This is a genomic window from Brevibacillus reuszeri (assembly GCF_001187725.1).
Classification (GTDB): domain Bacteria; phylum Bacillota; class Bacilli; order Brevibacillales; family Brevibacillaceae; genus Brevibacillus; species Brevibacillus reuszeri.
This window is the reverse complement of record NZ_LGIQ01000007.1, coordinates 249882-274440: the sequence shown is the minus strand read 5'-3', so window position 1 is coordinate 274440 and position 24559 is coordinate 249882. Positions and strand designations below refer to the sequence as shown.

Sequence of the window (24559 nt, the reverse complement as noted above, 5' to 3'; positions counted from 1 at the left end):
CCATGGGAACTACTCGGGTGGAAACGCATCCAAGCCTTTATTTTTAGCGCCCAACTGTAAATGAATTTTCTCCCACAACCACGTATGACTTGAATTTGTCTGTTTTCATTTGTACTTGAACTTTATAAGTGCCATAGCTCTCTAGCTTGGTTGAAACGAATGGTTCCGAGAAATAAAAGCTGTTTGCATTTTGTGTTGAGTATTTCCATTCTTTTCCTTTATCAACTTCTTTACCGTCTGGTGCGATCAATACCAGCTGCATTCTCAGGTCTTTGGCAACCGGTGCTTCATCTACCTCAACAAAAACGTTAAAGGTACGCGGGATATTTTTGTCACTATAGCCTTTGACCGGATTGCTAAATACAACATTTTTATTTCGTGTCTGCTGAATTCCTTCGACGATCAACAGGTTAACAGTTGGCTTCACGATCTCCATTTTTCCTGTTTGCTGATCATATTCAACAAACCCACCCATCTTGTTCACAATCTCTTCCACCGACTCTGCATTCGAAGCAGGCATATTGGTCCCTACCTGCTCGCCACCGAGCAGAACGTGCATCGCACCTTCCCCCAAGGCAGTGGCAGTTCCCACACCTGCAACAGTCAACGCCAACAAGGCCGACAACCATGCTTTTTTCATGTTTTTAATCCTCCTGTATGTTTGCGCAGTCGCGCTTGTTCTGTCCGAAAGTTCTTCACTTTATTTTATACGTCTATTCAGGCAAATAGTTGTGGTCGAATCTCAAGTTTTTTCAACAATATCCACAATATCCACAGGTTAATCAAACCTAGGACGAAGGACTTATACACAACCTTTGTTAATAACTACTTAAAGCCCTTGACTCGAGTCATTCCGGAAAACGGACTCATACAGGCACAAAAAAAAGAGCGGCCTCAATAAGCCGCTCTTGCACATCTATTTACCTAAGACTGCTTGGAAAGCCAAGTGAAGTAACGGGAAACCAGATGGATGGCCACCTCAATCGCGTCTTCATTCGGTTCGATTTTCGCGTGATGCAAGCCATATGGAGTCTGAACACCCAGCCAAAATAAAAATCCGGGTATCTCCGTCAAAAAGTAGCCAAAGTCTTCACCCGTCATCGCTTCCTTGCAATGAACAAGCGTAACATCATTGCATTCATGTTGTACCCAATCCATAAAGTCATTCGTCAGCTGCTCATTGTTATACACCTGGCAATAGCCGCAGCCATAATCAATCGTAGCCGAGCACTCAAAGCCAGCCTCTATCCCTTTTACAAGCGATTCGATTCTGCCTTTGACAAGCGCCATAGATTCCATGGAAAAGGTCCGGATCGTACCTTCCAGTCTTGCTCTTTCGGCAATGATGTTTTGCTTCGTTCCACCCTCGATTTTGCCCACAGTAATGACAGCTGAGTCCAGTGGGTCAATATTTCGAGCAATTACAGATTGCAGCTGTGTCACCAAATGACTTCCAGCAACCACCATATCGTTTGCCTTGTGCGGAAACGCAGCATGACCGCCTTTGCCGACCAAATCAACAAATAATTCCGATGTGTTCGCAAATAAAATTCCAGGCTTCGTAGCGATATGGCCCACCGGGTACTCGGGAGCAATATGCAGGGCAAAAATACAATCAGGACGCCAGCTTGCGAACTCCTCGCCCTCCATCATCGGCAGAGCTCCACCGGGGCCTTCTTCTGCCGGCTGAAAGAGGAACAGCAGGTCATCAGCAATTGGGTTTTGAACAAAATGCGTCAGAAGTCCAAGGGCAATCGCCATATGCATATCGTGTCCACAGGCATGCATGTAGCCTTCATGTAGCGAACGAAACGGGTAGGAGGTCTCTTCTACGATCGGGAGTCCGTCCATATCTGTACGCCAGGCAATTGTCCGCTTTGGAGCGGTGCCTGCAATTTTGACCAAAATTCCTGTGCGCCACAGCTTGATCTGGAGCCGCTCTTGCGGGAGCTTCTCCAGATAATCAAGCAAGTACTTTTGCGTTTTTACTTCTTGAAAGCCTGGCTCCGGAATTTGATGCAGATCACGACGAATCTGAGCAAATGAGGAAATGGCCATGGCTTACGCACCCTCCCGTGTACCTGTGAGAGCTGCCAGTTGACGAGCAAAAACGTCCATAAAACGATCTACATCCGCTTTTGTCAAAGTCAATGGAGGCAGAAGACGAACGATAGTCTTTTGTGTCACGTCCACGAGTATGCCTTCCTCCAGCAGTTGCTGCTGCAGATGACTCGCTTCTTCAGAAGAGACACTGAGAGGGATACCGACCATCATGCCCTTCCCACGCAATGCCTGAAGCTGATCACCCAGACGCGCGCGCAGTGCCTCCAGCTGATTCCACAGGTACGCAATTACGTCATCCACGCCTTTTACAAATTCTGGATCAAGCAATTCGTCCATGACAGCATTCCCCAAAGCAGCCGATAGTGGGGAAGGAGCAAAGGTCGTTCCATGATCCCCCGGCTTGAACTGGTTCATCAGCTTGGTTCCGGCAATCACACCACCCAGTGGCAGGCCACCACCTACGCCTTTTGCAAACAAGATCAGGTCAGGAGTTACATTCGCATGCTGATAAGCAAAAAGCTTGCCTGTACGTCCCATCCCTGTCTGAATTTCGTCCATCGCAAGCAACATGCCTTCTTCCTGGCAGATCGCTGATACCTCTTGGAGGAATGTCTCTGATAGCGGAACTACACCGCCAGAACCAAGAACAGGCTCCATCAGGACAGCGGCAGGCTTAACTTTTTGGCAAAGCTCTCGCAGACCAGCAGTATCCTGTGCATCCAGCTCATAAACAGAAAAAGCAGGCTGCGGGAAATCCTGATAGACATGAGCTTGCCTGGTCAATCGAACCGCACCGAGCGTTCGGCCGTGGAAGCTGTTTTTGAGGACTACGATTCCCTCACGTCCAGCTCCATCAGCTTTTGTCCATTTATGAATCAGTTTGATTGCAGCTTCTGTCGCCTCCGCCCCGGAGTTGGTAAAAAACACTTTCCCCGGAATCGTATGCTCAACCAGACGCTGCGCCAAACGAATCGCAGGCTGGTTGAGAAAGACATTGGATATATGCAGGAACTGCTCTCCCTGCTCTCGAAGCGCACGCAAAATGCGAGGATGAGAATGACCAAGCACATTCACGGCGAGTCCCGTAAACAAGTCCAAATATGTTTTGCCATTGGTATCGTACAAATAGTTGCCTTCCCCTTTGGCGATTGCTATCGGCAGACGTTTGTACGTAGAGACGATGTATTGTTCATCAAGCGAACGCCAATCCATGAGTACACACTCCCTTAGAGCTGACGTAGTTCCTGTTTGATTTCTGTTTTGGAACGAGTCTTGTCGTCGATTTGCTTGATGACACGAGCTGGGGTACCTGCTACAACGACGTAAGGTGGCACGTCTTCAATTACAACCGCACCGGCTGCTACAACAGCACCTTTTCCTACACGTACACCCTCAAGCACTACAGCGTTGGCACCAATCACTACATCGTCTTCGATGACAACTGGCTGAGCAGAAGGCGGTTCAATGACACCGGCAATAACAGAACCTGCGCCAATGTGGCAGTTTTTCCCGATTGTTCCACGACCACCGACAACTACGTTCATATCAATCATAGTGCCCTCACCAATGACCGCACCGATGTTGATGGAAGCACCCATCATAATCACTGCATTGTTACCGATCGTTACTTGATCACGAATAATCGCGCCTGGCTCGATGCGCGCTTGAATTCCTTTGGTATCGAGCAATGGGATTGCAGAGTTGCGACGATCGCTTTCAACCACGTAGTCTTCGATCTTGTCCGCATTCGTAGCCAGAACAGGCTCGATTTCTTTCCACTCGCCAAACACGACACCAGTTCCACCTGTGATGAACGCTTTTGCACTTGCTCCGAAGTCGATTCCTTCCAGATTCCCCTTCACGTATACCTTCACTGGTGTTTTCTTTTCGCTTTTTTGAATAAACGCGATAATTTCGTTTGCATCCATCATGTTCACAGGTGAGTCCTCCTTTTAATTGACAAGCATGTAAGAATGAACGGCGGAATGATCATCTAGCTGAATCAGGAAGCATATACTTGCAGTTTACCCCTTCTGATTCACTAAAAAAAGCAATGAGTGCATACGCTAACTCATTGCTTTGGATACTCCGCAAGCAAATCGTAAATAGCGCTCCACAAAAGGCTTTTCACCTTTCATGACAGGATGATCATTCTTCACAATCCATCCCAACCATTGCTATTCAGGGGAACAGCAGCAGCTTCGGCGCTTTAGCCTTTCCCCCTTCTCCTGCCCCCTGGCAGATCACGAGAAGATGTACTTATCCTCGGCGCACCTCTATTTAGACTTCCAACTATTAATTTCATTTAACTCTACCAAAATCAATCCATTGTGGCAACAGCTTTATCAAAATGAATTTTGTGTTGACAACGATTCTCATTTTCATTATTTTGTTTATGAGAATGATTTTCATTATCTAACTGGAGGTTTTCTTTTTATGAGCTTTTTGATTGTATACGCGAGCATGTCTGGAAACACACAGGAAATGGCTGAGGCCATCGCAGAGGGAATTCGTTCTACGGGGGCTACGCTTGTGATAAAAGAAGTGATGGATGTCAGCGCACAAGAGCTGGAGTCTTATGATGGAATCGCTCTCGGCGCGTACACATGGGGAGATGGCGAACTGCCAGACGAGTGCCTGGACTTTTACGAAGAAATGAACGACATTGATTTGAGCGGTAAAAAAGTCATCGCTTTTGGGTCATGCGATTCCAACTATGAGCATGTAGGTGCTGCTGTCAATATTCTTTTGGAGAAAGCACGTGAGCGTGGAGCAGAGACTCCCCTGGAAGGGCTAAAGATCGAGCTTACCCCGAATGCGAAGGAAATCGAAAAGTGCAAAGCATTTGGCGTTTCTTTCGTAGAATCACTCGGAGTTTAAACCTTTTCTAGACTCTTTTTTACAAATTGCATTTCTTGCGAGGAGGAAACATGGTACACTATCGATCCACCACTTTTTCTCAGGGAGGATCGCTTGATGCAATTACATACCGATTCTATTTATTTACGCCCTCTTCGTGAACAAGACGCAGCCGAGCTACTGGAGCTTCGGATGAGTAATCAGAACTTCCTGGCGCCATTTGAACCGATCCGTCCTGCTTCTTTCCTGACATTGGAAGGACAACAGCAGCAAGTTGCTCAAGCCATTTTGGACTTCGAGAACGGGACCGGATTTGCTTTTGGCGTTTTTCTTTCTGAAAAAGATGAAATGATCGGTCGTGTCGCCTTGTCCAATGTCGTCCACGGCGTGTGGCAAAACGCTACATTGGGCTATTTTATGGACCAAAGCTGCAATGGACGCGGCTATACTACAGCCGCAGTTGGACTCGTTCTGCAATACGCCTTTACAAAAGCCAAGCTGCATCGCGTTCAGGCTGGGGTGATGCCACGCAATCTCGGGTCTATTCGCGTACTGGAAAAGAACGGATTTCGTTATGAAGGATTGTCTCTGCGCTATTTACAAATCTACGGCACGTGGGAAGACCACAACATGTATGCCATCACGACCGAGGACTGGCAAAAATAGTGCTCTTATTCTCCAGATTGACGCAACCGCTCCAGGATTCGCCGTTTTTGGTACAGCATCATACCAGCCTCGGCGACATCTTGTACGGTTGAACGATTGATATACGCCCCGAACAAAATCCCTGCGATTGGCACCATTTGAAACAGCTTTTTCCACCCAAAATTTTCTGTGTACGTGACAACGACTTCTCTCCAGCCTTGGAGCTGGGCGATGACGTCTTTTTCAGTGGCAGGTTCATCAAAGCGTGACAGCTCATCCAATATTGCCTTTTTGCCAACGATATCGGAGGAAGCGAATTGAAGGCATTTGACAACAAACAGGCGCTCCCGCTTCTCTTCCGGTCGATAGCCATAACACAGAGCCATTTCCTGCAAAATCTTGAGGGATGTGCCGAGCAAAAGCGGAATATCCAAAGCTAATGTAAAAATACCGCCCACACCTGTCGTTGCACCCTGAACTGTGGCAAAGGCGGCCCGTGATTCACTCATTTGGACCGCAACTGCATTCATCTCTGCAAGTGGTATCGTGGCGATCGTCTCTTTATTTAATGACATCGTTCCCGAATTCTTTTGACGGGCACGAAATTTGCTGTAAACAGTTTCATCGGAGACCAGATAGGTACCCCCGGTTTCCAAAAAAGCGGCCATTTCATCCACGGCTGCTCCAAGCTTTTCACGAATGAATTTTGGTGTCATACGATCCAATAATACAAACGGAAGTCTGCCTAATTTTTCCCAAAACCACAAATCCCGCTGCTTCGTTTCCCAGACCTCTACTTCCTTGAGCGCTGCCAGTAAAGACTCTCTTGACTCCATCCACGTTGCCCCTTCCAGGCTGCTTTATGGTTTTTTTCGTTTCAGCTGACATTGATTACGAAGAATTTCCTTCACAAATTCCTGCAGCTCCCTGGCTGTGGAAAAGGACATGAAATCCTCTATTTCTCTTACGATCCCAAGTTTGGAATGTTTCACTTTACCGTCTTCTAAGGAAAAGCCAAACTTCTCGAGAATGGCTCGTTGCTCTTCGGTCATCCTGTTTCCTCCCTGGTCAGTATAGCTGCTCCTATTTATACAAAAAACCCCCGTATAAAAACGGGGGATACTACCTCTTCCTATTGAACATCTATCGTTAGGGTAAGAAGCTCATCGCTTTCCACAAAATCCGTCTGCTTGTTATACGAACGATTCGTAGAAAGTATTTGGCAGCTTGTGTAGCCAAGCGTGTTCGTTACTCTGATGGTGTATTCACCGGGCTTGGCATCGTTGCCCGAAATGATTTTTTTGATGTTCAAATCACTGAGTCCATTGTCTTCATCCTCGCGCAGGCTCGGCTTTAGCGAGTAAATGAGCTTGCCATCGTAGAGCACCTCTACTCGGTTTTCCGAAGTCATTTGTGCCCCATTTGGAGCTTGGCGGGAACCAAAACCGATTTCTCCGTACGACCATTCAACTTTCGGCATATAGTAATTACGCCCATCTTGCTTTATTTTTTTTGTTCCCGTGCGCTCAACGTAGCTGGCTAAGAGAGTAACCTTTTGCCATTCATCCAAATCCATGCTTGACTCAATCATGATCTTTTCTTCATTTGAATACTTCGAGCCGCCCTTTGTCTTCAATGAAATCGGCTTGCTTGGCGGCGCTACCCCTGATTCCATCTGATCGCAAACCAATCCTGATCGTGCTGGAGCATTGTCCTCAATGACTTGCACGTACCCGCACCATGTTTGCTTCGGATCGCGCTTGCTGTAGTAGTTTATTTTATAACGCTCCGGCTTAAAAGTCGAAAGATCCAGGGCTGTGTGATCCCAATTTAACTTTGAATTTTCGACAATGGCGTTATTGACAGCCCAGACACCTGGTCCCTCATCGCTAGGTACCTCCGACCCTTGCAGAAAATGATCAGCAGCTGTTGACAACCAAAACACATGGATCGGCTTTTGATAAACGGTAACTGTGCTATTAGAAGAATACAGATTTTCCTTTTCTGCAATAAGGGAGGAGCCTTTATTTTTTTGAGTGAGCAGATCAAGCGTCACCTTTGGTTCTGTCGGCCCGCAGGCATTCGGTGTACCAGGAATCTGAATTTGGACACTCGCCACCTCACTTCTGCTTGTGCCCGGTGATGACTTGCTTGAAATCGGCTCAAATGTAACCGTCAGCGCCATGCCCGCAAACGTATCAGGGACTACTACATCAAAATATTGGGAGTCGGTCAGTGTTTGACCTGTGCCATTCACCCACCACCGTCCCGGGAACAATGAATACAGTTGAATTTGGCTTGGGGCAGCTGGGGCTGTTATCTTCTGATTCGGAGTGAGCTTCTGTCCGTTTGCATCTCTTCCCTGGTATAAATCAACCGATCCTACATGAATCGTCGTCGTCCACGATGGAAGGTTCACTTCTTCTGGTGTAAAGACAACTTCATATTGCCCTTCCATGATCGGACCCGCCTTATAGGTCTTTCCAGAAAAAGATTTCATCTCCTTCTTTGTGTCCTTTTCTACGTTATACAACGTCCAAGTACCGGTGACCGTACTTGTAAATATCTTCGTGCCATGCAACGCAAATATTCCCATTACTCCATCCGAAGGGATTGCCTCTCCCTCTGCTTTTTCACCTTCAAATACGCTGAAATCAGTACTGCGCGCTGCTACTTGAAAACGGACATGTACTGTGCTTTTCTGCCCTTTTACGTCCGACATGACAAAGGTTAATGTATGTACTCCAGCCGGTAACTGGGATTCAGGAATCGAAATCCGTGGGACCTCCCACCTCAATACCGCTTCCTCCGCGCGCTTCTCCCCAGTTAATGTCGGCATCGCCACATTATCTAGCAAAATCTCATACCGACTCAGATTGGCTCCATTTCCGTAGGTAGTCTGTACCAGGTCAATATCAAGCGGTGTGCCTGGAGGCAAAATGAACTCATCATTTTTCACCCAGTTCCATCCGTTTGCATCCACTCCGACTACTTGAACATTGTTAAATCCAATCTTTTCGTGAATTGGCTGTTGTGCGGGTTTGAAGTGCTGGCTATTTTGTTTCGTCTCGGAAGTGGTCACGGCACCTAATACAGGCGTTGCTACACCTGAGAGCAAGGTGCCAGTTGCCATGCACACGAGCAGTGCTGATACAACCCATTTTTTCACGTATTGTCCTCTCACTTTCTCTCTAAAACTAAACGTGCATACTTTATTCGACAAAAAAATCCAGTTCTCCTGTTAGTAGCAGGTCAGGAAATGACTTCCTTATTTGATATAGGAAAAAACTATGGATAAATAATTTTAAATAGTTTGCAATTATAGGCGATTTGCTGGTAAAACAATAGCTAAGGAGGGATACGATATGACGCAAACAAAGCAGTGGAATGCCGAACTCTATGACGATAAAATGAACTTCGTCTCTCATTATGGCAGAGGATTAATTGATTGGCTACAACCTGTTTCCACAGAACGTATTTTGGATCTCGGGTGTGGTACGGGGGATTTGACTGCGAGTCTGGCTGAATCAGGAGCAACGGTAATGGGTGTCGATTTTTCTGCCGATATGATTAATAGTGCCCGGCAAAAGTATCCTCATCTGCCTTTTCAGATCGCGGATGCGCATACGTTTCGTACCTCTGATTCCTATGACGCGATTTTCTCCAATGCTGCCCTGCACTGGATGAAACGACCTGAAGAGGTAATTGAATCTGTCTGGCTTGCTTTGGCTCCAAAAGGCAGATTTGTGGCAGAATTCGGCGGCAAAGGAAACTGTGAGCTTGTCATAAACGCTCTGCGCACTACCCTTGCACAAAAAGGCATTTCTGCTGATGAACGGATGCCCTGGTATTTTCCTAGCATAGCCGAATACGCAGCCTTATTAGAGCGACAAGGATTCCGTGTCGTCCTGGCCTCACATTATGATCGCCCTACGGTGATGCCTGATGGCGATCGAGGATTACGGCATTGGCTGGACTCATTTTGCAGTCCATTTTTTGCAGATTTGTCTGCCAGTGATATTGATGATGTCTGCTTGCAGGTAACCGAGCTGTTACGCCCCGCTCTGTTCCAGGATGGCAAGTGGATCGTTGATTACAAGCGTATTCGCGTGATTGCAAATAAATCAAGCGAATAGGAGGAATGCTGCACATGAAACGTATTGCTTGTCTGCATGGACACTTCTCTAATATTTCTTTACTTGCAGACGCTTTTGCCTCTGTGGCGATTGACATGGTGCATTATGTCGATCCTGGCTTACTGCTCAATTCAGAGGGGAAGAATGCGCTCTCTTACAAGCAGTCTCAGGCAAAATTACAAGAGCAATTAAACTGGATGCAAACAAGTGCTCCTGATGCGATGGTGATTACTTGCACGCAGTATGCAGCCTGTGTGACGGATGAAGTTGAGGCTGCCAGTGCCTTGCCGATTTTTACGATTGACCAGCCTTTTTTTCACGAGATATGCCATCGTGCAGAGCCGCAAATCCTCCTTTTCTCCAATCCGGCAACAGTCGATCCAACGATGAACCGCTTACGTGACTATGCACACTTACACGGATTGCATCCACAAATTGAAGTTAGCATCATCGAAGGGGCATTCACCCTCTTGCTGGATAATAAACAAGACGCCTACCGTGAAGCTGTGAAAAATGAGCTGCAAAAGCTTGCAACTGCTCATCACCACGCCTCTTTGGCAGTAGCCCAGCTATCTATGTCACCAGTCGCCCAACAATTTACCGCGGAAACGGGAATCGCCGTGTCGCATCCTCTCCGCAGCTTAGTTTCGCAAATGACTGAGAAGCTCGGTCTCACAAAGAAAGAGCACAGTCTGACCTCATAAAAACAGGCAAGCCCCGCTAGCACGTCACAGGAGACGGTCCAGCGGGGCTATTCTTTGTAAAAAATGAACAGAGATTACATCCCTTCTCCATTCATCAGCAATACTTCATCGCCTTCTTTTAGGCCATCGATAATTTCAACAAAATCCGTTCCTTCAACGCCTACTGTTACTTCTTTTGACGTAGGCTCTTCTGTGGTTGGGTCTTTTACCATTACAGATCCCTTGCCTTCCTCCAAAAACTCCACCGCATGGATTGGCAAACGTTTGACATTTTCTTTTTGTTCTACATAAATATCACAATCACCTGTCATCCCATGCTTCATATCTGTTGTATCACTGAGCTCAATCTTTACCGCGAAACGAACGGTCTTGTCTTCCTTTGTTCCTTCTTTTGGAAGCTCGGTCACTTTGCCTTTGAATGGCTTATTTCCAAATGCCGTTACATAAACATCTACGCTCTGTCCCAGCTTGATGGAGGGAATGTCAATTTCGTCAACTGCCGCTACGAAGTACACTGATGTCGTATCCATGATAATGACGGCTGGTTCGCCTGAGCCAGGTGATTCGCCTTCTTTTACATTTACCTTTGTAATGACACCATTGATCGGTGCCTCCACTTGCTTTTTCGCGATTTCCCGTTTCTTTTGCTCCATGGTCAATAGCGATTCTTTCAATGACAGCTCTTTTTCCTGCAGCTCGAGGTCAGATGATGTCATATCCATTTTAAACAGGAGCTGACCTGCTTTCACTTCATCATCCTTTTCAAAATTAACCTTTGCGATTTTTCCATGCGTTCCTGCCAATACTTCCATTTCATCCGGGAGCTCAAATGGTGTTGCCATTTGACTTGCATACAAAGTGCCTTTTGCATCAGTAAATTGGACTTCTCCCATATCTCCTACGTAAATCGCTCCCGGCTTTTTGACAAGCACCTCAACATTATGAACGCCGCCTAGGCCCGCTTCCTTTTTACCAACCAAGTCAATTGCTGTGACGACACCATCTACGTAATAGAGTGACGCTGTAATGAAAATCTTGACCTTTTGTCCTACCCGGAATTGCTCAGCCTCATATGCGCTAAACTTCCCCGTGATTTTCAGATAATCTGTGTTGGTAAGCTTGGCTACTACTGAATCGGGAGTAACAGTGTCCCCGTCCTTGAAAAGAATTTCTTTTACTTTCCCAGCCTTATCCGAGTGGATGCTGTCCTTCTTGTTCTTTAGTTCATCCAATTCTTTTTTGGCGCGAAGGATTGACAATTCCTGCTTTTGCATCTCCAATTGGGCATCCGCACTATCTACGGTAAATAGTACATCTCCCTTTTTAACGGTTTGACCTTCCTTCACCAGCAAACGCTGCACCTTGCCGCTAATTTCCGGCTTTACTTCCTCACGTGCTTTCGCTTCTACGGTACCAGACGAGAAGATGACCTTCTTTACTTCTCCCAGCTCGACTGCAGCTGTTGGAAAAGATGGCTTTTCCATTGGCGTTTCCTCAGTAGCTGCATCTTTGCCTGTAAAATACGTGTAGCCGTAGTATCCCCCACCACCAAGGACGACCGCAATCGCCGCTATGATGATCCATTTTTTCTTTGACTTTTTCTTCTCCATGTCTGCTTCCTCACATTTCTTTATTCAGATCGAATCGCTTGCAACGCACTCAAACGGGATGCCCGTATCGCTGGGAAAATACCAGCCAACAAACCAATGACGAAGGAAAATCCGATTGCAAATAATGCCAGCCAGCCAGGAATAACAGCCAATTTGCTAGGCTCAGCCTCGCCTCCACCGCGGCCATACCCCATATTCAAGCCATCCAGAAGTCCCCCTGAAGCGCCAAAATAGTTGACCAGCTCTACTGCTCCCCAAGCCATGCCCAAGCCAGCCAATCCTCCGATCAGCCCAATAAAACCAGATTCCATCAAGAACAGCCAACGTATATTGAGGACGGTTGCCCCAATAACCTTCATGATCCCGATCTCTTTGGTTCGTTCCAAAATCGACATGATCATCGTATTGACGATACCGATTGTCGCTACCAATAAAGAAATAGCTGCAATTCCGCCAAGCACCATCTGAATCACAAAGAAGAACTTGTTGATCGTCTCAAGCTCACGCGCAGGCGACCATACCTCGTAGCCCTTTTCCTTCAACGCTTTGACGACACTTTCCACCATTTCACGTGACTCTACCTTGACCGTCATCTGATCAAATTCAAATTTATCCTTTTTCGCCTCTTCACGTGTGCGCCGAGTATTCCCGCCCGAGCTCTCATCTCCCCGACTCCGGTTCACCCAATCATTCAGCTCTTTTACGACGCTTAGCGGAGCGTAAACGGCCGACGAGTAACGCCGATTTTCCGACTGCCGAAGCTGACCGACTACGCGTACACGCACTTCCTTTTTCTCGTACTTCGGCTCGTCGTCGATCCGATATTCCCGAGTGAGTACGATTGTGGCTGCTTTATCAACCAGATTAAATGCGGCTGTTTGCTCTCCGCCCCCCATATCAGGTGGCATGAAGGATGCTCCCGCTCCCCCGCCTGATCGATTGGAGTCCGCATTTCTTCTGCGTGCATCGCGTTTTTCCTTTTCTACATCGCGCATTTCACGCGGAACATCATAGGCTACGACAATTTCTTGTGGCGACCCTGACAAATAGGCCCCTTTTTCCACATCATTCTTCCGGTACTCTGCCGATTCGTTCACGTCCACCCCAATGAGCTCAACGTAGCCCTCGCGCCGTCCAACCTTGAGCTTGGCCTGTTCGTAAAGACGCTTCATCGGCATGACTGCTGCTATCCCCGGAATTTGCTTGAGCTCATGGACAGCCTCCATGTTCAGCTTTTTCCGCTCTTCCTCTGGAATCATCCGATCCTCTTCGTAGATGTAGTACATCGGTTCTACATCCATCTCGGTCAAATTCCCAAAATTCTCTAAACTCTTCACTGCACTTTCTTTCAACCCTAAGCTTAGTGCGATCATGGCAACAATGGCGGCAGTACCGATCATGACACCAACCGAGGTTAGTGCAGTACGCAGTTTCATCCGCCATAAATTTCGCCAGACGATTCGAAAAGAATCTATTATCTTCACAATGTGTTCACCTCGTACCCGCCTACGCTGGTCTTGTCCTTTTTTGTACTACCCGCCCGTCTTGCAAATAAATCACGCGGTCAGATTGCTCTGCTACTTCCTGCTCATGGGTAACGATGATGAACGTAGTCCCATTTTCTTTGTTCATTTGCTTCATCAAGTTCATGATTTCCTGCTCTGTCTTACTATCCAGATTTCCTGTCGGTTCATCCGCCAAAATAATTCCAGGCGAATTGACCAATGCGCGAGCGATACTTACCCGCTGCTGCTGTCCACCACTCAGTTCATTTGGCCTGTGGTCGATCCGTCCTTCCAGCCCGACTCGCTCTAAAATCTGTGTAGCTTTTGCCCGGCGCTTTTTCACGCTTTCGCCCGCAAAAATTAATGGAAGCTCGACGTTTTCCAGTGCTGTCAAATTCGGCAGCAAATTGTACGACTGGAAAATGAAGCCCATACTTTTCCGGCGAAACAGGCACAGCTGGTTTTCGGTGTAGCTGGAAATTTCCTCTCCGCTGACTGTTACACTACCCTCCTCCGGCTTCGTCAAACCAGCGAGCAGGTTGAGCAGGGTTGACTTCCCTGAACCCGATGAGCCGCACAACGCGACAAACTCGCCCTTATTCACGTGCAGGTTTATGTCAAACAGCACAGGTACCTTGATCTTGCCCGTTCCGTAGCTGTGATTGACCTCCGTGACAGTCAGTTCTCCTATTGCGTTAGCCATCCTTTTTTACACCTCATTCGCTCACGTAAAATGGAAATGATTAAAACATCTCATACTAAAGACGTAGCATATTCAAAAACGTAACGCACATTAGGAAACATTTTAACGTTCACACAGATGCAACATGTTTTTCAAAATTATGTAACAATCCTGTAACCATTCCCTCCCAGAATCCTGCTATGATAGAGGTGTCAAGAACAAATGAGAGGGCAGATAAAAAATGACCATCTACCGCTTTTTATTCGAAACCGCAACACGCCGATGGGTTGAAATCATCAAAGCTCCAAGTATGTTCGAAGCAGCGAAGCAAGCCAAGCAGCTTGCAACGAAGCGCTCCAAATCCATGTCCACAACTATTTCCTTCTCCTTTCATCACGCAACTTCGCGATAAGAGAATTAAAAATAGAGCTTTTTTTGAAACCGCTTTCTCCATGGAGGAAAGCGGTTTTTTCTTTGTCCCTGTTGGGGCCAGCTACACTCCGCCGTGCTGAATTTGGATCGTACATCTTTTTATTTCAGGGGATATTATTGACACCACCGATTTTTTCCTCTTAATATAGAAGGAGACAGTACAGCGCATGACAGTATAGCTCCGCAGCATCATGACTGCGGCACAAAGGGAGATAATCGAAATGACCATTCGTAAAGCACTGACCATCGCAGGCTCTGACACTAGCGGCGGAGCTGGCCAACAGGCCGATCTAAAAACGTTTCAGGAGCTGGGTGTTTTCGGGATGACCGCTCTCACCGTCATCGTGGCTCAAGATCCTCACAATGATTGGTTCCACGAGGTTTTTCCTATCGACGTGGCTATTCTGGAAAAACAAATCGAAACCGTTCTTGCCGGTATTGGAGTTGACGCAGTCAAAACAGGCATGCTCGGCACTACTGAGCTGGTCGAGCTCGCTACCCGCAAGATTGAACAATATCAATTGAAAAACGTGGTTGTTGACCCCGTTATGATCTGTAAAGGTGCTGAGGCACTCCATCCGGAAATCGCCATCAGCCTGCGCGAAGTATTGCTTCCACGCGCTACCGTAGCGACACCAAACCTGTTTGAAGCAGGAATTTTAAGTCAACTGGGTGCGCTCACAAGCGTGGAGGATATGAAAGAAGCAGCAAAACGCATTCACGATCTCGGTACAGCGTACGTCGTAGTCAAAGGCGGAAGCAAGCTGCAGGTTGGAAATCATGCTGTGGATGTGTTCTATGACGGACAATCTCTCGAGGTGCTGGAATCGGAGCGTTTCGAAACGACCTTCACCCATGGAGCAGGCTGCACATTCTCTGCCGCAATCTGTGCAGAGCTCGCAAAAGGAAATTCGGTACGCGAAGCAGTAGCTGTCGCAAAAGACTTCATCACAGAAGCGATTCGTCATTCCTTTGCCCTGAACAAATACGTAGGCCCTACTAACCACGGCGCATACCGCTTGAGCAAGCACTCATAAGCTATTACACGCAAAAACTCCTGACAAAGCCAGTCTTGCGATTGGTCTGTCAGGAGTTTTTCTATTGAAAGGAAATCTGATCTACTTTGTTATTCGCTCATGGTCAGGCTTCTTTTTTGATTGGTGCACCTGTTTTCATAGAGACCGAAGCAGGTTTTCTCCGCAGCGAGCTGATTGTAAAAATGATCAATGCGCTCCAGATGAGAGAGAAACTGATCAGATGAGTCGTCGTAAATGGCTCATGAAACAGGAAAATTGCCGACAACAGGGAAATGGTCGGTGATAAATACTGAATAAAGCCAACCATCGAAAGCGGCAGACGAATAGCAGCCTGGGCAAACCAATAAAGCGGCAAAGCTGTACCAACTCCTGCCAGTGTCAACAGCAGCACTTGCCACCAGGCCAACAGGGAAATCGTCTCTGTACCACTGATTTGAAGCCAAATCAGGTAGGCTAGCGCAATTGGTGCGACAAAAAGCGTCTCCCATGCCAAGCCAATGATCGCCTCCAGCTTTACCACCTTTTTGGCCAGACCGTAAAAGGCAAACGTCAAGGCAAGCGATAGGGCAATCCACGGAAACTCACCGTATTGAATCGTGATGTATAAGACCCCACAGGCTGCCAATACAAGTGAAACCCACTGTCCTACATGCATCTTTTCTTTTAAGAAAATGACACCCATCAATACAGTAATTAACGGGTTAATGTAGTAGCCAAGGCTTGTTTGCATGACCTGATCATTGTTTACAGCCCAAATGTAAAGAAGCCAGTTAGCACTAATCAAAAGGGAGCAAACAATCAATGCGCCAATCATTTTCGCACCCGAAACAGATTCTCTTAGCTTACGGATGCGCTTGGTAACAACGATAATAATGGCAACGAATAAAACAGACCAAATAATCCGATGGGCGAGGATCTCCCACGCCCCCATCGCTTGGAACACCTTCCAATACAGCGGGAGCAGACCCCACATAAAGTACGCAGCAATCGCGTAAAAAACTCCCTGTTTCATTTTCCTTTGCCTCCAAACGATTTCGCCTTCTTAATGTAATAGTAGTGTAACGGAATAATCACGAAACGGCTATGTATTTACAGGCAGAATACAGGCTTTGCTACACTTTCATTCACTACCAAGGTAACAAAGCAGTTAGCTATCTGATTACCATGTTACCAGAGTAAAGAGGTAGACAAAATTTTATTGTACCAATTTTATAGCTATAGTACAATAGTAAATATTCTTCCGAGTTTAGTCATAAGAAAGGATTTTTTACCTATGACATACTGGCGTTCTGTATTTTTGGTCATAAGCGGGGCCTGCAGCTATGGTGTCCTCTCCCTCTTTTTAAAACATGGATTTCAAGTTGGGTACACACCTTATGAGCTTAGCGGGAGTCAACTGATTTTTGGCGGCTTGATTATGATTGTTATGGCTTCCTTGTTTTCTCGGGAACGGTTTCGCTTCAAGTATTTGCTGATTCTCGCTCCGGTAAGTCTCATGATGGCATGCACTAGCATCTTTTATCATCAAGCTGTGAGTCGCGTATCCGCATCGCTTGCCATTGTACTGTTATTCCAGTTTACATGGATTGGCGTCCTGCTAGAGTCGCTCGTCGATCGCAAATGGCCCACCCTTGAAAAATGGGTTTCGCTGATTATGCTGGGCATCGGTACCGTGCTGGCGAGTGGGCTGGGTGAAAGTGGTTTGCAAAACGTAAGTATTTCCGGACTTATATATGGACTCTTATCAGGTGCTACCTTTGCTTTTGTCATTTTCTTCAGCGGTCGCATCCTGCCACAGATGAATCCTTACTTGCGAAGCGCGATTACGATCAGTATGGCTGCCGTGATGCTCTCTATCGTTTATCCGCCGAACTTTCTTTTGAATGGACAGCTTACCTCCGGGCTTCTGCCACTTGCATTATGTGTAGCTGTGTTCGGATCAGTTATCCCGATTTTTTGCTTGGCAGTTGGCGTTCCGCGTATCGGAAATGGACTGGCTACCATTCTCAGTGCGATTGAACTGCCAGCTGTCGTGCTGTTATCCAGCTTTGTTCTCCACGAGAATGTGACCCTCACACAATGGGGTGGCGTTTTGATGATTCTGGCAGCAATTGGTGTCCCGCAAATCAAATGGCTTCAGTTGTTTACATCCTCTCAGCCTCTCCAGAAGCGAAGTATGTAATGTCGCTTTCCAACCTGAAGACATGAAACAAAAAGACGTGCTGGCTGCTATCTTTCCGGCATGTCTTTTTTTGTTTCTTTGAGAGTTATCTGCTGGCAGGAACTTGCGTTCTCCTTATGGAACTACTTGGACATAAATATCCAAAAATAAGGAGGCCTCTCTAAATGGAAAAGCACCACATCGTCTTGTTCCAGCAGCTACAGGATTATCGCAGTGAAACCTTGCATGCGATCGAAGGCATGACAGAAGAGGAAGTCAATCTAGTACCTGTAGGGTTCAATAACGGCATCCTTTGGAATTTGGGGCATATCTACCTGGATCAATATTTGTGGATTTCGCACTTAACAAAGGAAGAAATATCGATTCCGCCGGGATTCCACGAGTGGTTCGCGTATGGCACTAAACCAGCTGACTGGCAAACACCCCCACCTTCCCTTGATACGCTTCGCCAGCTGCTTGCCAATCAGCCGGAACAGATCCGCACCATGTACGGTGAGCGTCTGGAAGAGGAATTCCCTGCAACGGAGTCAGGCATGCACACGATTTCTCAGGTTCTTGTACGAACGATTTTTCATGAGGGCCTGCATTTGGCAGCCATTACAGCGATTCGTCGCTTTCTGGGTAATACCCAAAACGTCTAACAGGGCATGACAGAACTTCTGCCTCCCTCTTGGTACTGGCACAAAGCAGAAAACCAAAAAAGCTCAGTAGCATCGCCATAACGGGCATTGCACTGAGCTTGATTATTTCTATAAAAAATGTAGGTTGGTGCGGTCGGCGAGACTCGAACTCGCACGGGTCGCCCCGCCACCCCCTCAAGATGGTGTGTCTGCCAATTCCACCACGACCGCAAATGACTGATTCAATTCGAGTAGAAAATGGGGCGATCGATGGGACTTGAACCCACGAGTGCCGGAGCCACAATCCGGTGCGTTAACCCCTTCGCCACGACCGCCACAAACTATCATCTTCTCTTGGTAGCGGCGGAGGGAATCGAACCCCCGACCTTTCGGGTATGAACCGAACGCTCTAACCAGCTGAGCTACACCGCCAAAAAATGGATGGAGCGGGTGATGGGAATCGAACCCACGCGACCAGCTTGGAAGGCTGGAGTTCTACCATTGAACTACACCCGCAAATCAAATGCATGACCACACTCGTACGCTTCCTGTAACATAGACTCCAACGAAAATGGCTACCCGAACTACTGGCAAGACTTACGCCGAGAGGTTCTTTGCTACACTTAATTGTAACACACGTGAAAATAAAGTCAAGAATATGAAATTATGATGCAGGATATTGCTGATCGGGCAAATGAAGGCAGAAGTACTAACACGAATTACAAACCCCGGGTTGTCGAACAAGTCCTGGTCGACTAGCATCAGACACTGATCTGTCTCGTTGTTTCAAAGTCATCATGAACTTCTTCCATTTGTTTGCTTCATTACGCTATGTTGCTAAAGCAAGGATTGTCATGCTAGTATACCAATCATTGGATTTCCATTTTACAGCCCGTCATTATCATTTGAAGCAATCCATAATGACAACACAAATACTGAAGGTGAACAAATGCTAAAAGTAAACCGAGATGACGCCCGGCCCATCTGGCAGCAACTTCTTGATCAAGCGATTCATAACATTTCAACAGGAAAATGGGCACCTGGCGAGCTGCTGCTCCCGTCCCGCGAACTCGCTCCATTGATTGGCGTTTCCCGTTCAACCATACAGATTGTTTACGAGGAGTTATACAGCCGCGGCTACACGGTAACCTCTCGTCGTGGTGGGACGAGAGTGAGCGAATGGATCTATGAAGCTCGTCCACCAGAGGATGCTTCGCCACAGGAACTTTTTCCGCCCGAGTTGCCTTTAATAAGCGACGCAGTCGGACAGCTGCACAGTTGGTTCGGCGGTAAAGAAAATCAAAAAGTAGAGATCGATTTTACTCCCCATGAGCCGTATTTAGATGAACATTTTCAAAGAACTTGGCGGCAATCCTTTTTACAGGCGACCGCAGAAACAAGCCTGGATAGTTGGGCTTACGGTGATCCCTATGGATTTCTACCGCTGCGCGAACAGATTCAACGCTATTTATCCCTCGAACGAGGCGTTCATGTAGATCGTGATCAAATCCTTTTAACCTCAGGTGCACAACATAGTCTTGATTTGATCGCCCAAGCGCTTTTGCATGAAGGCGAGACGGTTTCTGTAGAAGATCCCGGCTTCCCCGCTGCCTGGATGGCGATGAAGTATCGGCGCATGCAAGTTGTCCCCGTTCCGGTCGACGAGTACGGACTTTGTGTGGAACATATTCCTCCTGCGTCCAAACTTGTGTTTGTTACACCATCGCACCAATGTGCAGTTGGAGTCATTCTATCGGAGCCTCGCAGGCAACAATTGTTGCACATGGCTGCCGAGCATCGGTTCTGGATTGTTGAAGATGATTACGACAGTGAATTTCGCTATCGCGGTGATCCGCTCCCAACCTTGTTCAGTCAACGCCCTCAGAACACCCTGTACATGATGAGCTTTTCCAAAATGGTCGCTCCTGGCATTCGCCTATCAGCAATCATCGGTCCCAAAGCAGCTATTCGTCAACTTGCACGCGTCCAGGAATTAACTTATCGCCATCTTCCGATTATGGAGCAATTGACGCTTGCCCATTTTATCGAACACGGTCATTTTATGCGCCATATGCGGCGAGTTCGCAATGTGTATCGGCGCAGACACGAGGCTATGACGAAAGCCATCATCTCGACAGGTCTTGGCAAGCACTTCACATTAAGCGGCGTAGAAACGGGATTACATATGCTTCTTGAGGCTGATCAATCGTTTGGAGAAGAAGCCGTGGCGAAACTGGCGCTCGAAAAAGGAATCCGTGTTTATCCACTCAGCAACTATTGTTTGGCAAGCGATCGGAAAGGTTTTGTACTTGGTTTTGCCAAAGTAGATGAAATAGCCATTGTTGAAGGGATGAAGCGTCTAGCGGGAATGCTTTTATGATCCAAGCATCCCCGCCCACTTCTCCTAGTCATCCTGACGGGCATTTTCATTCCAATAATAACTGTCCGGTAAGTAGCGTTGGCCGAAAACTTTCGTTCCTACGCGAATGATGGTAGCCCCTTCTTCGATTGCTACGGTGAAATCACCGGACATTCCCATCGACAGGATATCCATTTCGACTCGCGAAAGCTTTTTCTCCCTTACCTGCGATTGAATCTCTTTTAGCAACCGGAAACAATGTCGGGTCTCGTCGTTTGTTGCATTCAGCTTTCCAATTGTCATTAAGCCTTTCACGTTTAGTGTTTCGAACTGCGACAATTGTTCGACCAGTTCCAATGCCGCTTCCGGTGGAGCACCGAATTTGCTTTCTTCGTAGGACGTGTTGATTTGCACCAGTATGTTCATCGTTTTGTTCTCTTTGAGAAGCTGCTGGTGCAAAGCTTGCCCCAATTTTAATCGGTCCACAGAATGAATGAGCGTCACATATTTGACCACATCCTTCACTTTATTCGTTTGCAAATGCCCGATAAAATGCCATTCCACCTGCTTGTACTGCTCCATAAGCGGAAATTTTCCCCGCAGTTCCTGCGCTTTGTTTTCTCCAAACAGCGTTTCCCCCGCTTGCATGGCCATCTGCAATTTTTCAAGTGGTACGGTTTTGGTTGCCAATAACAATTTCACGTCCTCGAGGTTGCGCCCCGAAGCTTGGCAAGCCACCTCCATCTGCTGCCGTACGGTTTTGAGATTCCCCGCAACGAGATTTTCCATATTCCCTGCCTTCTTTCTGATGTGGATTGGGATTGATGTGTTCCCCCGCGCCGGGCAAATTAGCCTATGTCTCTCTACTCTTCAAACCAATCACACCGTTTTTCCGGGCCTGAACATTTTTTCTACTTCCAGCGGATTTTCTTTTGCGGTGATGTGCAGTGGATCAATTCGATATACCTGTACCGGGCCACCGAATACTGCTGAACGGTATTTGTCTACGTGCTGCTGGGGCAACGGCCGATTATAGTAGCCGGGCACATATTTATGAATCATTTCTTGCAGCATGTGTGTCGCTTCATCCAGATCGGTGACGGATTCTGCCTTGCCAAAAACCATTACACTCATATACGCTGTGTCCGTCTTGGCTGGCACCGGATCCGTAATCGTTCCATATTCCTCACAAACCGTAAAACAGACCTCTGAATTCGCGCTCATCACCTGATTTCGTCTCCCGCCGGTCGCTCCATGGAAGTAAAGCTTCCCATTTGTCCAAACAAAATTGAGCGGAACAACATACGGAAGCTGACCGTCGACCATGCCAAGATGACCAACCCGCGCTTGCTGCAAAAAAGCCTCAATCTTTCTCTTGTCCAACACTTCTCTTATCTTGTAACGTACCCCATCCATTTTCTTCACTCCTACTGAATTGATGTATGATTTAGGCAAGTTTAGCAAGCATTGGAATGAATAGAAACGTCCATATATACTTAGTTTGAGCAATCCATAATGCAAAAACAGGTAGTATGGGACAAAATGATTCATTTCGTAATTATGCTGTCTTCTTTTTTTGTCTTTTTGTGGAATAGTCATTGTAATTGAGAATCATTATCAAATATAATAAATAGCGACGAACGTTATGAGCATGAAGCTTGGAGTTGGAAGGAGCTAGGCAAAACGAATGAAACTGGACGATCATCTGTTGCTATGGAATCAGGCCTCCGTAAAAGTAATGGATATACGACATAGAAGCATGGAAAGCGGTGAAGAGCTGCTCGCCTATCGGCTGCCAGCGAACGCGTTTCTGTATGCAATCCGCGGAAGCGCGCAAGTAAGACTCGACGGAGTCCTGTACAATACGCAGCGGTTTCATCTATTTCACGGGGGAAAGGGTGCTTGTCTAGATATTACGGCCAAGCAATCGTTCGAATATTACATGATCTTGTACAAGGCGTCGGCCTCCTTTCCGAGCCGTAAGGAATTTACGCGGCAAGTGGAGTTGGACGATCCGTTTCGCATGCAGTACGGATTTGCACCGCAATATCCCGTTTTCTTGCTCGATATCGCCGAGCGAATGGCGAAGGAATGGATCGCAGCCGGTCTTATCGACAAATTGCATGTGAAGTCGTTATTTTATCAATTCATCTACGAGGTCATGCGGCAGCTCGACAAGCAGGGGATCGAACCGGTCAAGCCGGACCCGGTCACCCAAGCTGTGTTGTTCATGAACCAGTATTACGCTCGGCCAATTACGCTTGAATCGCTCGTGGAGATGCTGGACTGCAATCCGCGCCAATTTTTAAGATGGTTCAAGAGACGCCACGAGACGAGCCCAATCGATTATTTAATCCAGCTTCGTATGGCGAAAGCGAAAGAGCTGCTACTTGGGACAGATTGCACGCTCAAAGAAATTGCGGAAAGCGTCGGTTACCAAGACAGCTACTATTTCAGTCGCCTATTCAAAAAAAATGTGGGTGTTTCGCCGACAGCGTTCAAAGAAAACGCGCAGAAGCAGGAGCAACGTCGAAAAAATCCATCCTTCATGTCGACATCTCCCATTGCCCGTCGAGGGCTTGGACGGTATAGTGTTCATGTAATTGATAATCGTTTTCAACAAGAGAGAGAGGGACATTTATCGATGCGCAAAAGGACCAGAACATCTATAGCCGCTACGCTGCTCTTTTGCTTCGCGTTGCTACTCAGCGCATGCTCGGGAGGTACGACACCGAACCCGGTGGCCGGAGGGACGGCAGGACAACAACAAAATACGGAGGCGACAGCACCGGCGTCCCAGACTGCGCCGGATAAAGAAGCGCCCCGCGTCATCAAGCACGCGATGGGCGAAACGACGGTGAACGGCACGCCGAAAAGGGTCGTCATTCTGACCAACGAAGGAACAGAAGCGCTGCTTGCGGTAGGCGTGAAGCCGATCGGTGCCGTCCAGTCGTGGGTCGGCACGCCGTGGTACAACCATATCAAGGACGAGATGAAAGACGTCACGGTCGTAGGCGACGAGCTGCAGCCGAATATCGAGATGATCGCGAGCTTGAAGCCAGATCTCATTATCGGAAACAAAGTCCGGCAGGAGAAAATATACGAGCAATTGAAGCAGATTGCGCCGACCGTATTCGCGGCCGATCTGGCTGGAGACTGGCAAATCAATTTCAGGCTGTACATGGAAGCGGTCAACAAGAAGGACGAAGGCGACAAGGCGATGACGGACTTCAACAAACGCGTGGCTGACGTAAAGGCAAAGCTGGGCAGCAAGGCGGAAACGAAAGTGTCAGTCGTCCGGTTTTCCGCGTCGCAGGTGCGGATATACCAGAAGCAGACGTTCTCCGGGGTGCTGTTGGATCAACTCGGTATTGCTCGTCCGCCCGCTCAGGACAAAGATTCGTTCATCGAGGTACTGACCAAGGAAACGATCCCTAGCATGGACGGAGACGTCATGTTTTACTTCGTGTCGGAACAAACTGGGAAAAGCGATGCGTCGAAGGTTGTCGAGGAATGGAAAAACGACCCACTGTTCAAAAACCTGAACGTTGCCAAAACGAACAAGGTGATTCAGGTGGACGAAGCAGTCTGGAACTCGGCAGGTGGCTACAAAGCGGCAAACTTGTTGCTCGATGAGCTGGCCGCCTATTTCGAAGTGAAATAGTATAAACGCTGGCCGGCGTCGGTTCAAAAATGACGCCGGTTTTTTCTTGTTCAGGATATT

Annotated in this window: 23 protein-coding genes, 4 tRNA genes and 1 riboswitch; of the genes, 10 read left to right on the top strand and 17 right to left on the bottom strand. The window is 47.4% G+C overall.

Annotated features, from left to right (window positions below; all coding sequences use genetic code 11):
• Window positions 1-43: 43 nt before the first annotated feature.
• The 4 genes from ADS79_RS11005 to dapD form a co-directional block, all read right to left on the bottom strand.
• On the bottom strand, window positions 44-640 hold the full coding sequence (locus ADS79_RS11005) for a hypothetical protein (RefSeq protein ID WP_049738456.1): 597 nt from the start codon (window positions 638-640) through the stop codon (window positions 44-46).
• A 284-nt stretch (window positions 641-924) separates the two neighbouring features.
• The gene (locus ADS79_RS11000; protein WP_049738455.1) at window positions 925-2058 is read right to left on the bottom strand and encodes an N-acetyldiaminopimelate deacetylase; all 1134 of its coding nucleotides are present in this window, start codon (window positions 2056-2058) and stop codon (window positions 925-927) included.
• A 3-nt stretch (window positions 2059-2061) separates the two neighbouring features.
• Entirely contained in the window at window positions 2062-3276 is a 1215-nt protein-coding gene (locus ADS79_RS10995; protein ID WP_049738454.1) for an aspartate aminotransferase family protein, read from the bottom strand.
• A 14-nt stretch (window positions 3277-3290) separates the two neighbouring features.
• Window positions 3291-4001, bottom strand: coding sequence for a 2,3,4,5-tetrahydropyridine-2,6-dicarboxylate N-acetyltransferase (gene dapD / locus ADS79_RS10990; protein ID WP_049738453.1), 711 nt, complete (start codon window positions 3999-4001; stop codon window positions 3291-3293).
• 161 nt (window positions 4002-4162) lie between these two features.
• A riboswitch (Lysine riboswitch) is annotated at window positions 4163-4351 on the bottom strand.
• A 149-nt stretch (window positions 4352-4500) separates the two neighbouring features.
• Between dapD and ADS79_RS10985 the strand changes: the two genes are divergently transcribed.
• The gene (locus tag ADS79_RS10985) at window positions 4501-4944 is read left to right on the top strand and encodes a flavodoxin (RefSeq protein ID WP_049738452.1); all 444 of its coding nucleotides are present in this window, start codon (window positions 4501-4503) and stop codon (window positions 4942-4944) included.
• A 96-nt stretch (window positions 4945-5040) separates the two neighbouring features.
• Window positions 5041-5589, top strand: a complete 549-nt coding sequence (locus ADS79_RS10980; protein WP_049738451.1) for a GNAT family N-acetyltransferase — start codon at window positions 5041-5043, stop codon at window positions 5587-5589.
• Window positions 5590-5594: 5 nt separating this feature from the next.
• Here the strand turns inward: ADS79_RS10980 and ADS79_RS10975 are convergent, their stop codons facing one another.
• The 3 genes from ADS79_RS10975 to ADS79_RS10965 form a co-directional block, all read right to left on the bottom strand.
• Window positions 5595-6404, bottom strand: coding sequence for an EcsC family protein (locus tag ADS79_RS10975; protein ID WP_049738450.1), 810 nt, complete (start codon window positions 6402-6404; stop codon window positions 5595-5597).
• A 24-nt stretch (window positions 6405-6428) separates the two neighbouring features.
• Window positions 6429-6620 carry a hypothetical protein gene (locus ADS79_RS10970; protein WP_049738449.1) on the bottom strand — a complete coding sequence of 64 codons (192 nt, stop codon included), beginning with the start codon at window positions 6618-6620 and terminating at the stop codon, window positions 6429-6431.
• Between the two features lie 80 nt (window positions 6621-6700).
• Window positions 6701-8737 (bottom strand): hypothetical protein, encoded by a 2037-nt coding sequence (locus ADS79_RS10965; RefSeq protein WP_049738448.1) that lies wholly within the window; start codon window positions 8735-8737, stop codon window positions 6701-6703.
• 196 nt (window positions 8738-8933) lie between these two features.
• On the opposite strand from ADS79_RS10965, the gene ADS79_RS10960 reads away from it, so the two are divergent.
• Both ADS79_RS10960 and ADS79_RS10955 read left to right on the top strand, forming a co-directional pair.
• Window positions 8934-9704 (top strand): class I SAM-dependent methyltransferase, encoded by a 771-nt coding sequence (locus tag ADS79_RS10960; RefSeq protein ID WP_049738447.1) that lies wholly within the window; start codon window positions 8934-8936, stop codon window positions 9702-9704.
• A 14-nt stretch (window positions 9705-9718) separates the two neighbouring features.
• Window positions 9719-10408 (top strand): hypothetical protein, encoded by a 690-nt coding sequence (locus tag ADS79_RS10955; RefSeq protein WP_049738446.1) that lies wholly within the window; start codon window positions 9719-9721, stop codon window positions 10406-10408.
• A 74-nt stretch (window positions 10409-10482) separates the two neighbouring features.
• Here ADS79_RS10955 and ADS79_RS10950 read toward each other — a convergent pair whose 3' ends face one another.
• From ADS79_RS10950 to ADS79_RS10940, 3 genes are read right to left on the bottom strand one after another with little or no spacing between them, the layout of a single operon-like run.
• Window positions 10483-12018 (bottom strand): efflux RND transporter periplasmic adaptor subunit, encoded by a 1536-nt coding sequence (locus ADS79_RS10950; protein WP_049738445.1) that lies wholly within the window; start codon window positions 12016-12018, stop codon window positions 10483-10485.
• A 20-nt stretch (window positions 12019-12038) separates the two neighbouring features.
• Entirely contained in the window at window positions 12039-13502 is a 1464-nt protein-coding gene (locus ADS79_RS10945; RefSeq protein WP_049738444.1) for an ABC transporter permease, read from the bottom strand.
• Between the two features lie 22 nt (window positions 13503-13524).
• A complete protein-coding gene (locus ADS79_RS10940; RefSeq protein WP_049738443.1) occupies window positions 13525-14226 on the bottom strand; it encodes an ABC transporter ATP-binding protein in 702 nt (233 codons plus the stop codon).
• 220 nt (window positions 14227-14446) lie between these two features.
• Here ADS79_RS10940 and ADS79_RS35635 point away from each other — a divergent pair, with 220 nt between their 5' ends.
• Entirely contained in the window at window positions 14447-14617 is a 171-nt protein-coding gene (locus ADS79_RS35635; protein WP_162839527.1) for a hypothetical protein, read from the top strand.
• A 241-nt stretch (window positions 14618-14858) separates the two neighbouring features.
• Window positions 14859-15674 (top strand): pyridoxine/pyridoxal/pyridoxamine kinase, encoded by an 816-nt coding sequence (gene pdxK, locus ADS79_RS10935; protein WP_049738442.1) that lies wholly within the window; start codon window positions 14859-14861, stop codon window positions 15672-15674.
• Window positions 15675-15777: 103 nt separating this feature from the next.
• Here the strand turns inward: pdxK and rarD are convergent, their stop codons facing one another.
• Window positions 15778-16686 carry an EamA family transporter RarD gene (gene rarD, locus ADS79_RS10930; protein WP_049738441.1) on the bottom strand — a complete coding sequence of 303 codons (909 nt, stop codon included), beginning with the start codon at window positions 16684-16686 and terminating at the stop codon, window positions 15778-15780.
• A 261-nt stretch (window positions 16687-16947) separates the two neighbouring features.
• On the opposite strand from rarD, the gene ADS79_RS10925 reads away from it, so the two are divergent.
• Window positions 16948-17856 (top strand): EamA family transporter, encoded by a 909-nt coding sequence (locus ADS79_RS10925; protein ID WP_049738440.1) that lies wholly within the window; start codon window positions 16948-16950, stop codon window positions 17854-17856.
• A gap of 164 nt (window positions 17857-18020) precedes the next feature.
• On the top strand, window positions 18021-18497 hold the full coding sequence (locus tag ADS79_RS10920) for a DinB family protein (protein ID WP_049738439.1): 477 nt from the start codon (window positions 18021-18023) through the stop codon (window positions 18495-18497).
• A gap of 125 nt (window positions 18498-18622) precedes the next feature.
• On the opposite strand, the gene ADS79_RS10915 is transcribed toward ADS79_RS10920, so the two are convergent.
• From ADS79_RS10915 to ADS79_RS10900, 4 genes are all read right to left on the bottom strand, one after another.
• Window positions 18623-18707: transfer RNA gene (locus ADS79_RS10915), tRNA-Leu, on the bottom strand.
• 28 nt (window positions 18708-18735) lie between these two features.
• Window positions 18736-18811 (bottom strand) — tRNA-His (locus tag ADS79_RS10910).
• Window positions 18812-18831: 20 nt separating this feature from the next.
• Window positions 18832-18908 (bottom strand) — tRNA-Met (locus ADS79_RS10905).
• Window positions 18909-18918: 10 nt separating this feature from the next.
• A tRNA-Gly gene (locus ADS79_RS10900) sits at window positions 18919-18992 on the bottom strand.
• A 433-nt stretch (window positions 18993-19425) separates the two neighbouring features.
• Between ADS79_RS10900 and pdxR the strand changes: the two genes are divergently transcribed.
• A complete protein-coding gene (pdxR, locus tag ADS79_RS10895; RefSeq protein WP_049738438.1) occupies window positions 19426-20856 on the top strand; it encodes a MocR-like pyridoxine biosynthesis transcription factor PdxR in 1431 nt (476 codons plus the stop codon).
• Between the two features lie 24 nt (window positions 20857-20880).
• Here the strand turns inward: pdxR and ADS79_RS10890 are convergent, their stop codons facing one another.
• Window positions 20881-21624: a YggS family pyridoxal phosphate-dependent enzyme gene (locus ADS79_RS10890; protein ID WP_049738437.1), complete on the bottom strand. Its 744-nt coding sequence runs from the start codon at window positions 21622-21624 to the stop codon at window positions 20881-20883.
• Between the two features lie 90 nt (window positions 21625-21714).
• The gene (locus ADS79_RS10885) at window positions 21715-22251 is read right to left on the bottom strand and encodes a pyridoxamine 5'-phosphate oxidase family protein (protein WP_049738436.1); all 537 of its coding nucleotides are present in this window, start codon (window positions 22249-22251) and stop codon (window positions 21715-21717) included.
• A 271-nt stretch (window positions 22252-22522) separates the two neighbouring features.
• Between ADS79_RS10885 and ADS79_RS34290 the strand changes: the two genes are divergently transcribed.
• Window positions 22523-24499 (top strand): AraC family transcriptional regulator, encoded by a 1977-nt coding sequence (locus ADS79_RS34290; protein ID WP_084765804.1) that lies wholly within the window; start codon window positions 22523-22525, stop codon window positions 24497-24499.
• The last annotated feature ends 60 nt before the right edge of the window (window positions 24500-24559 follow it).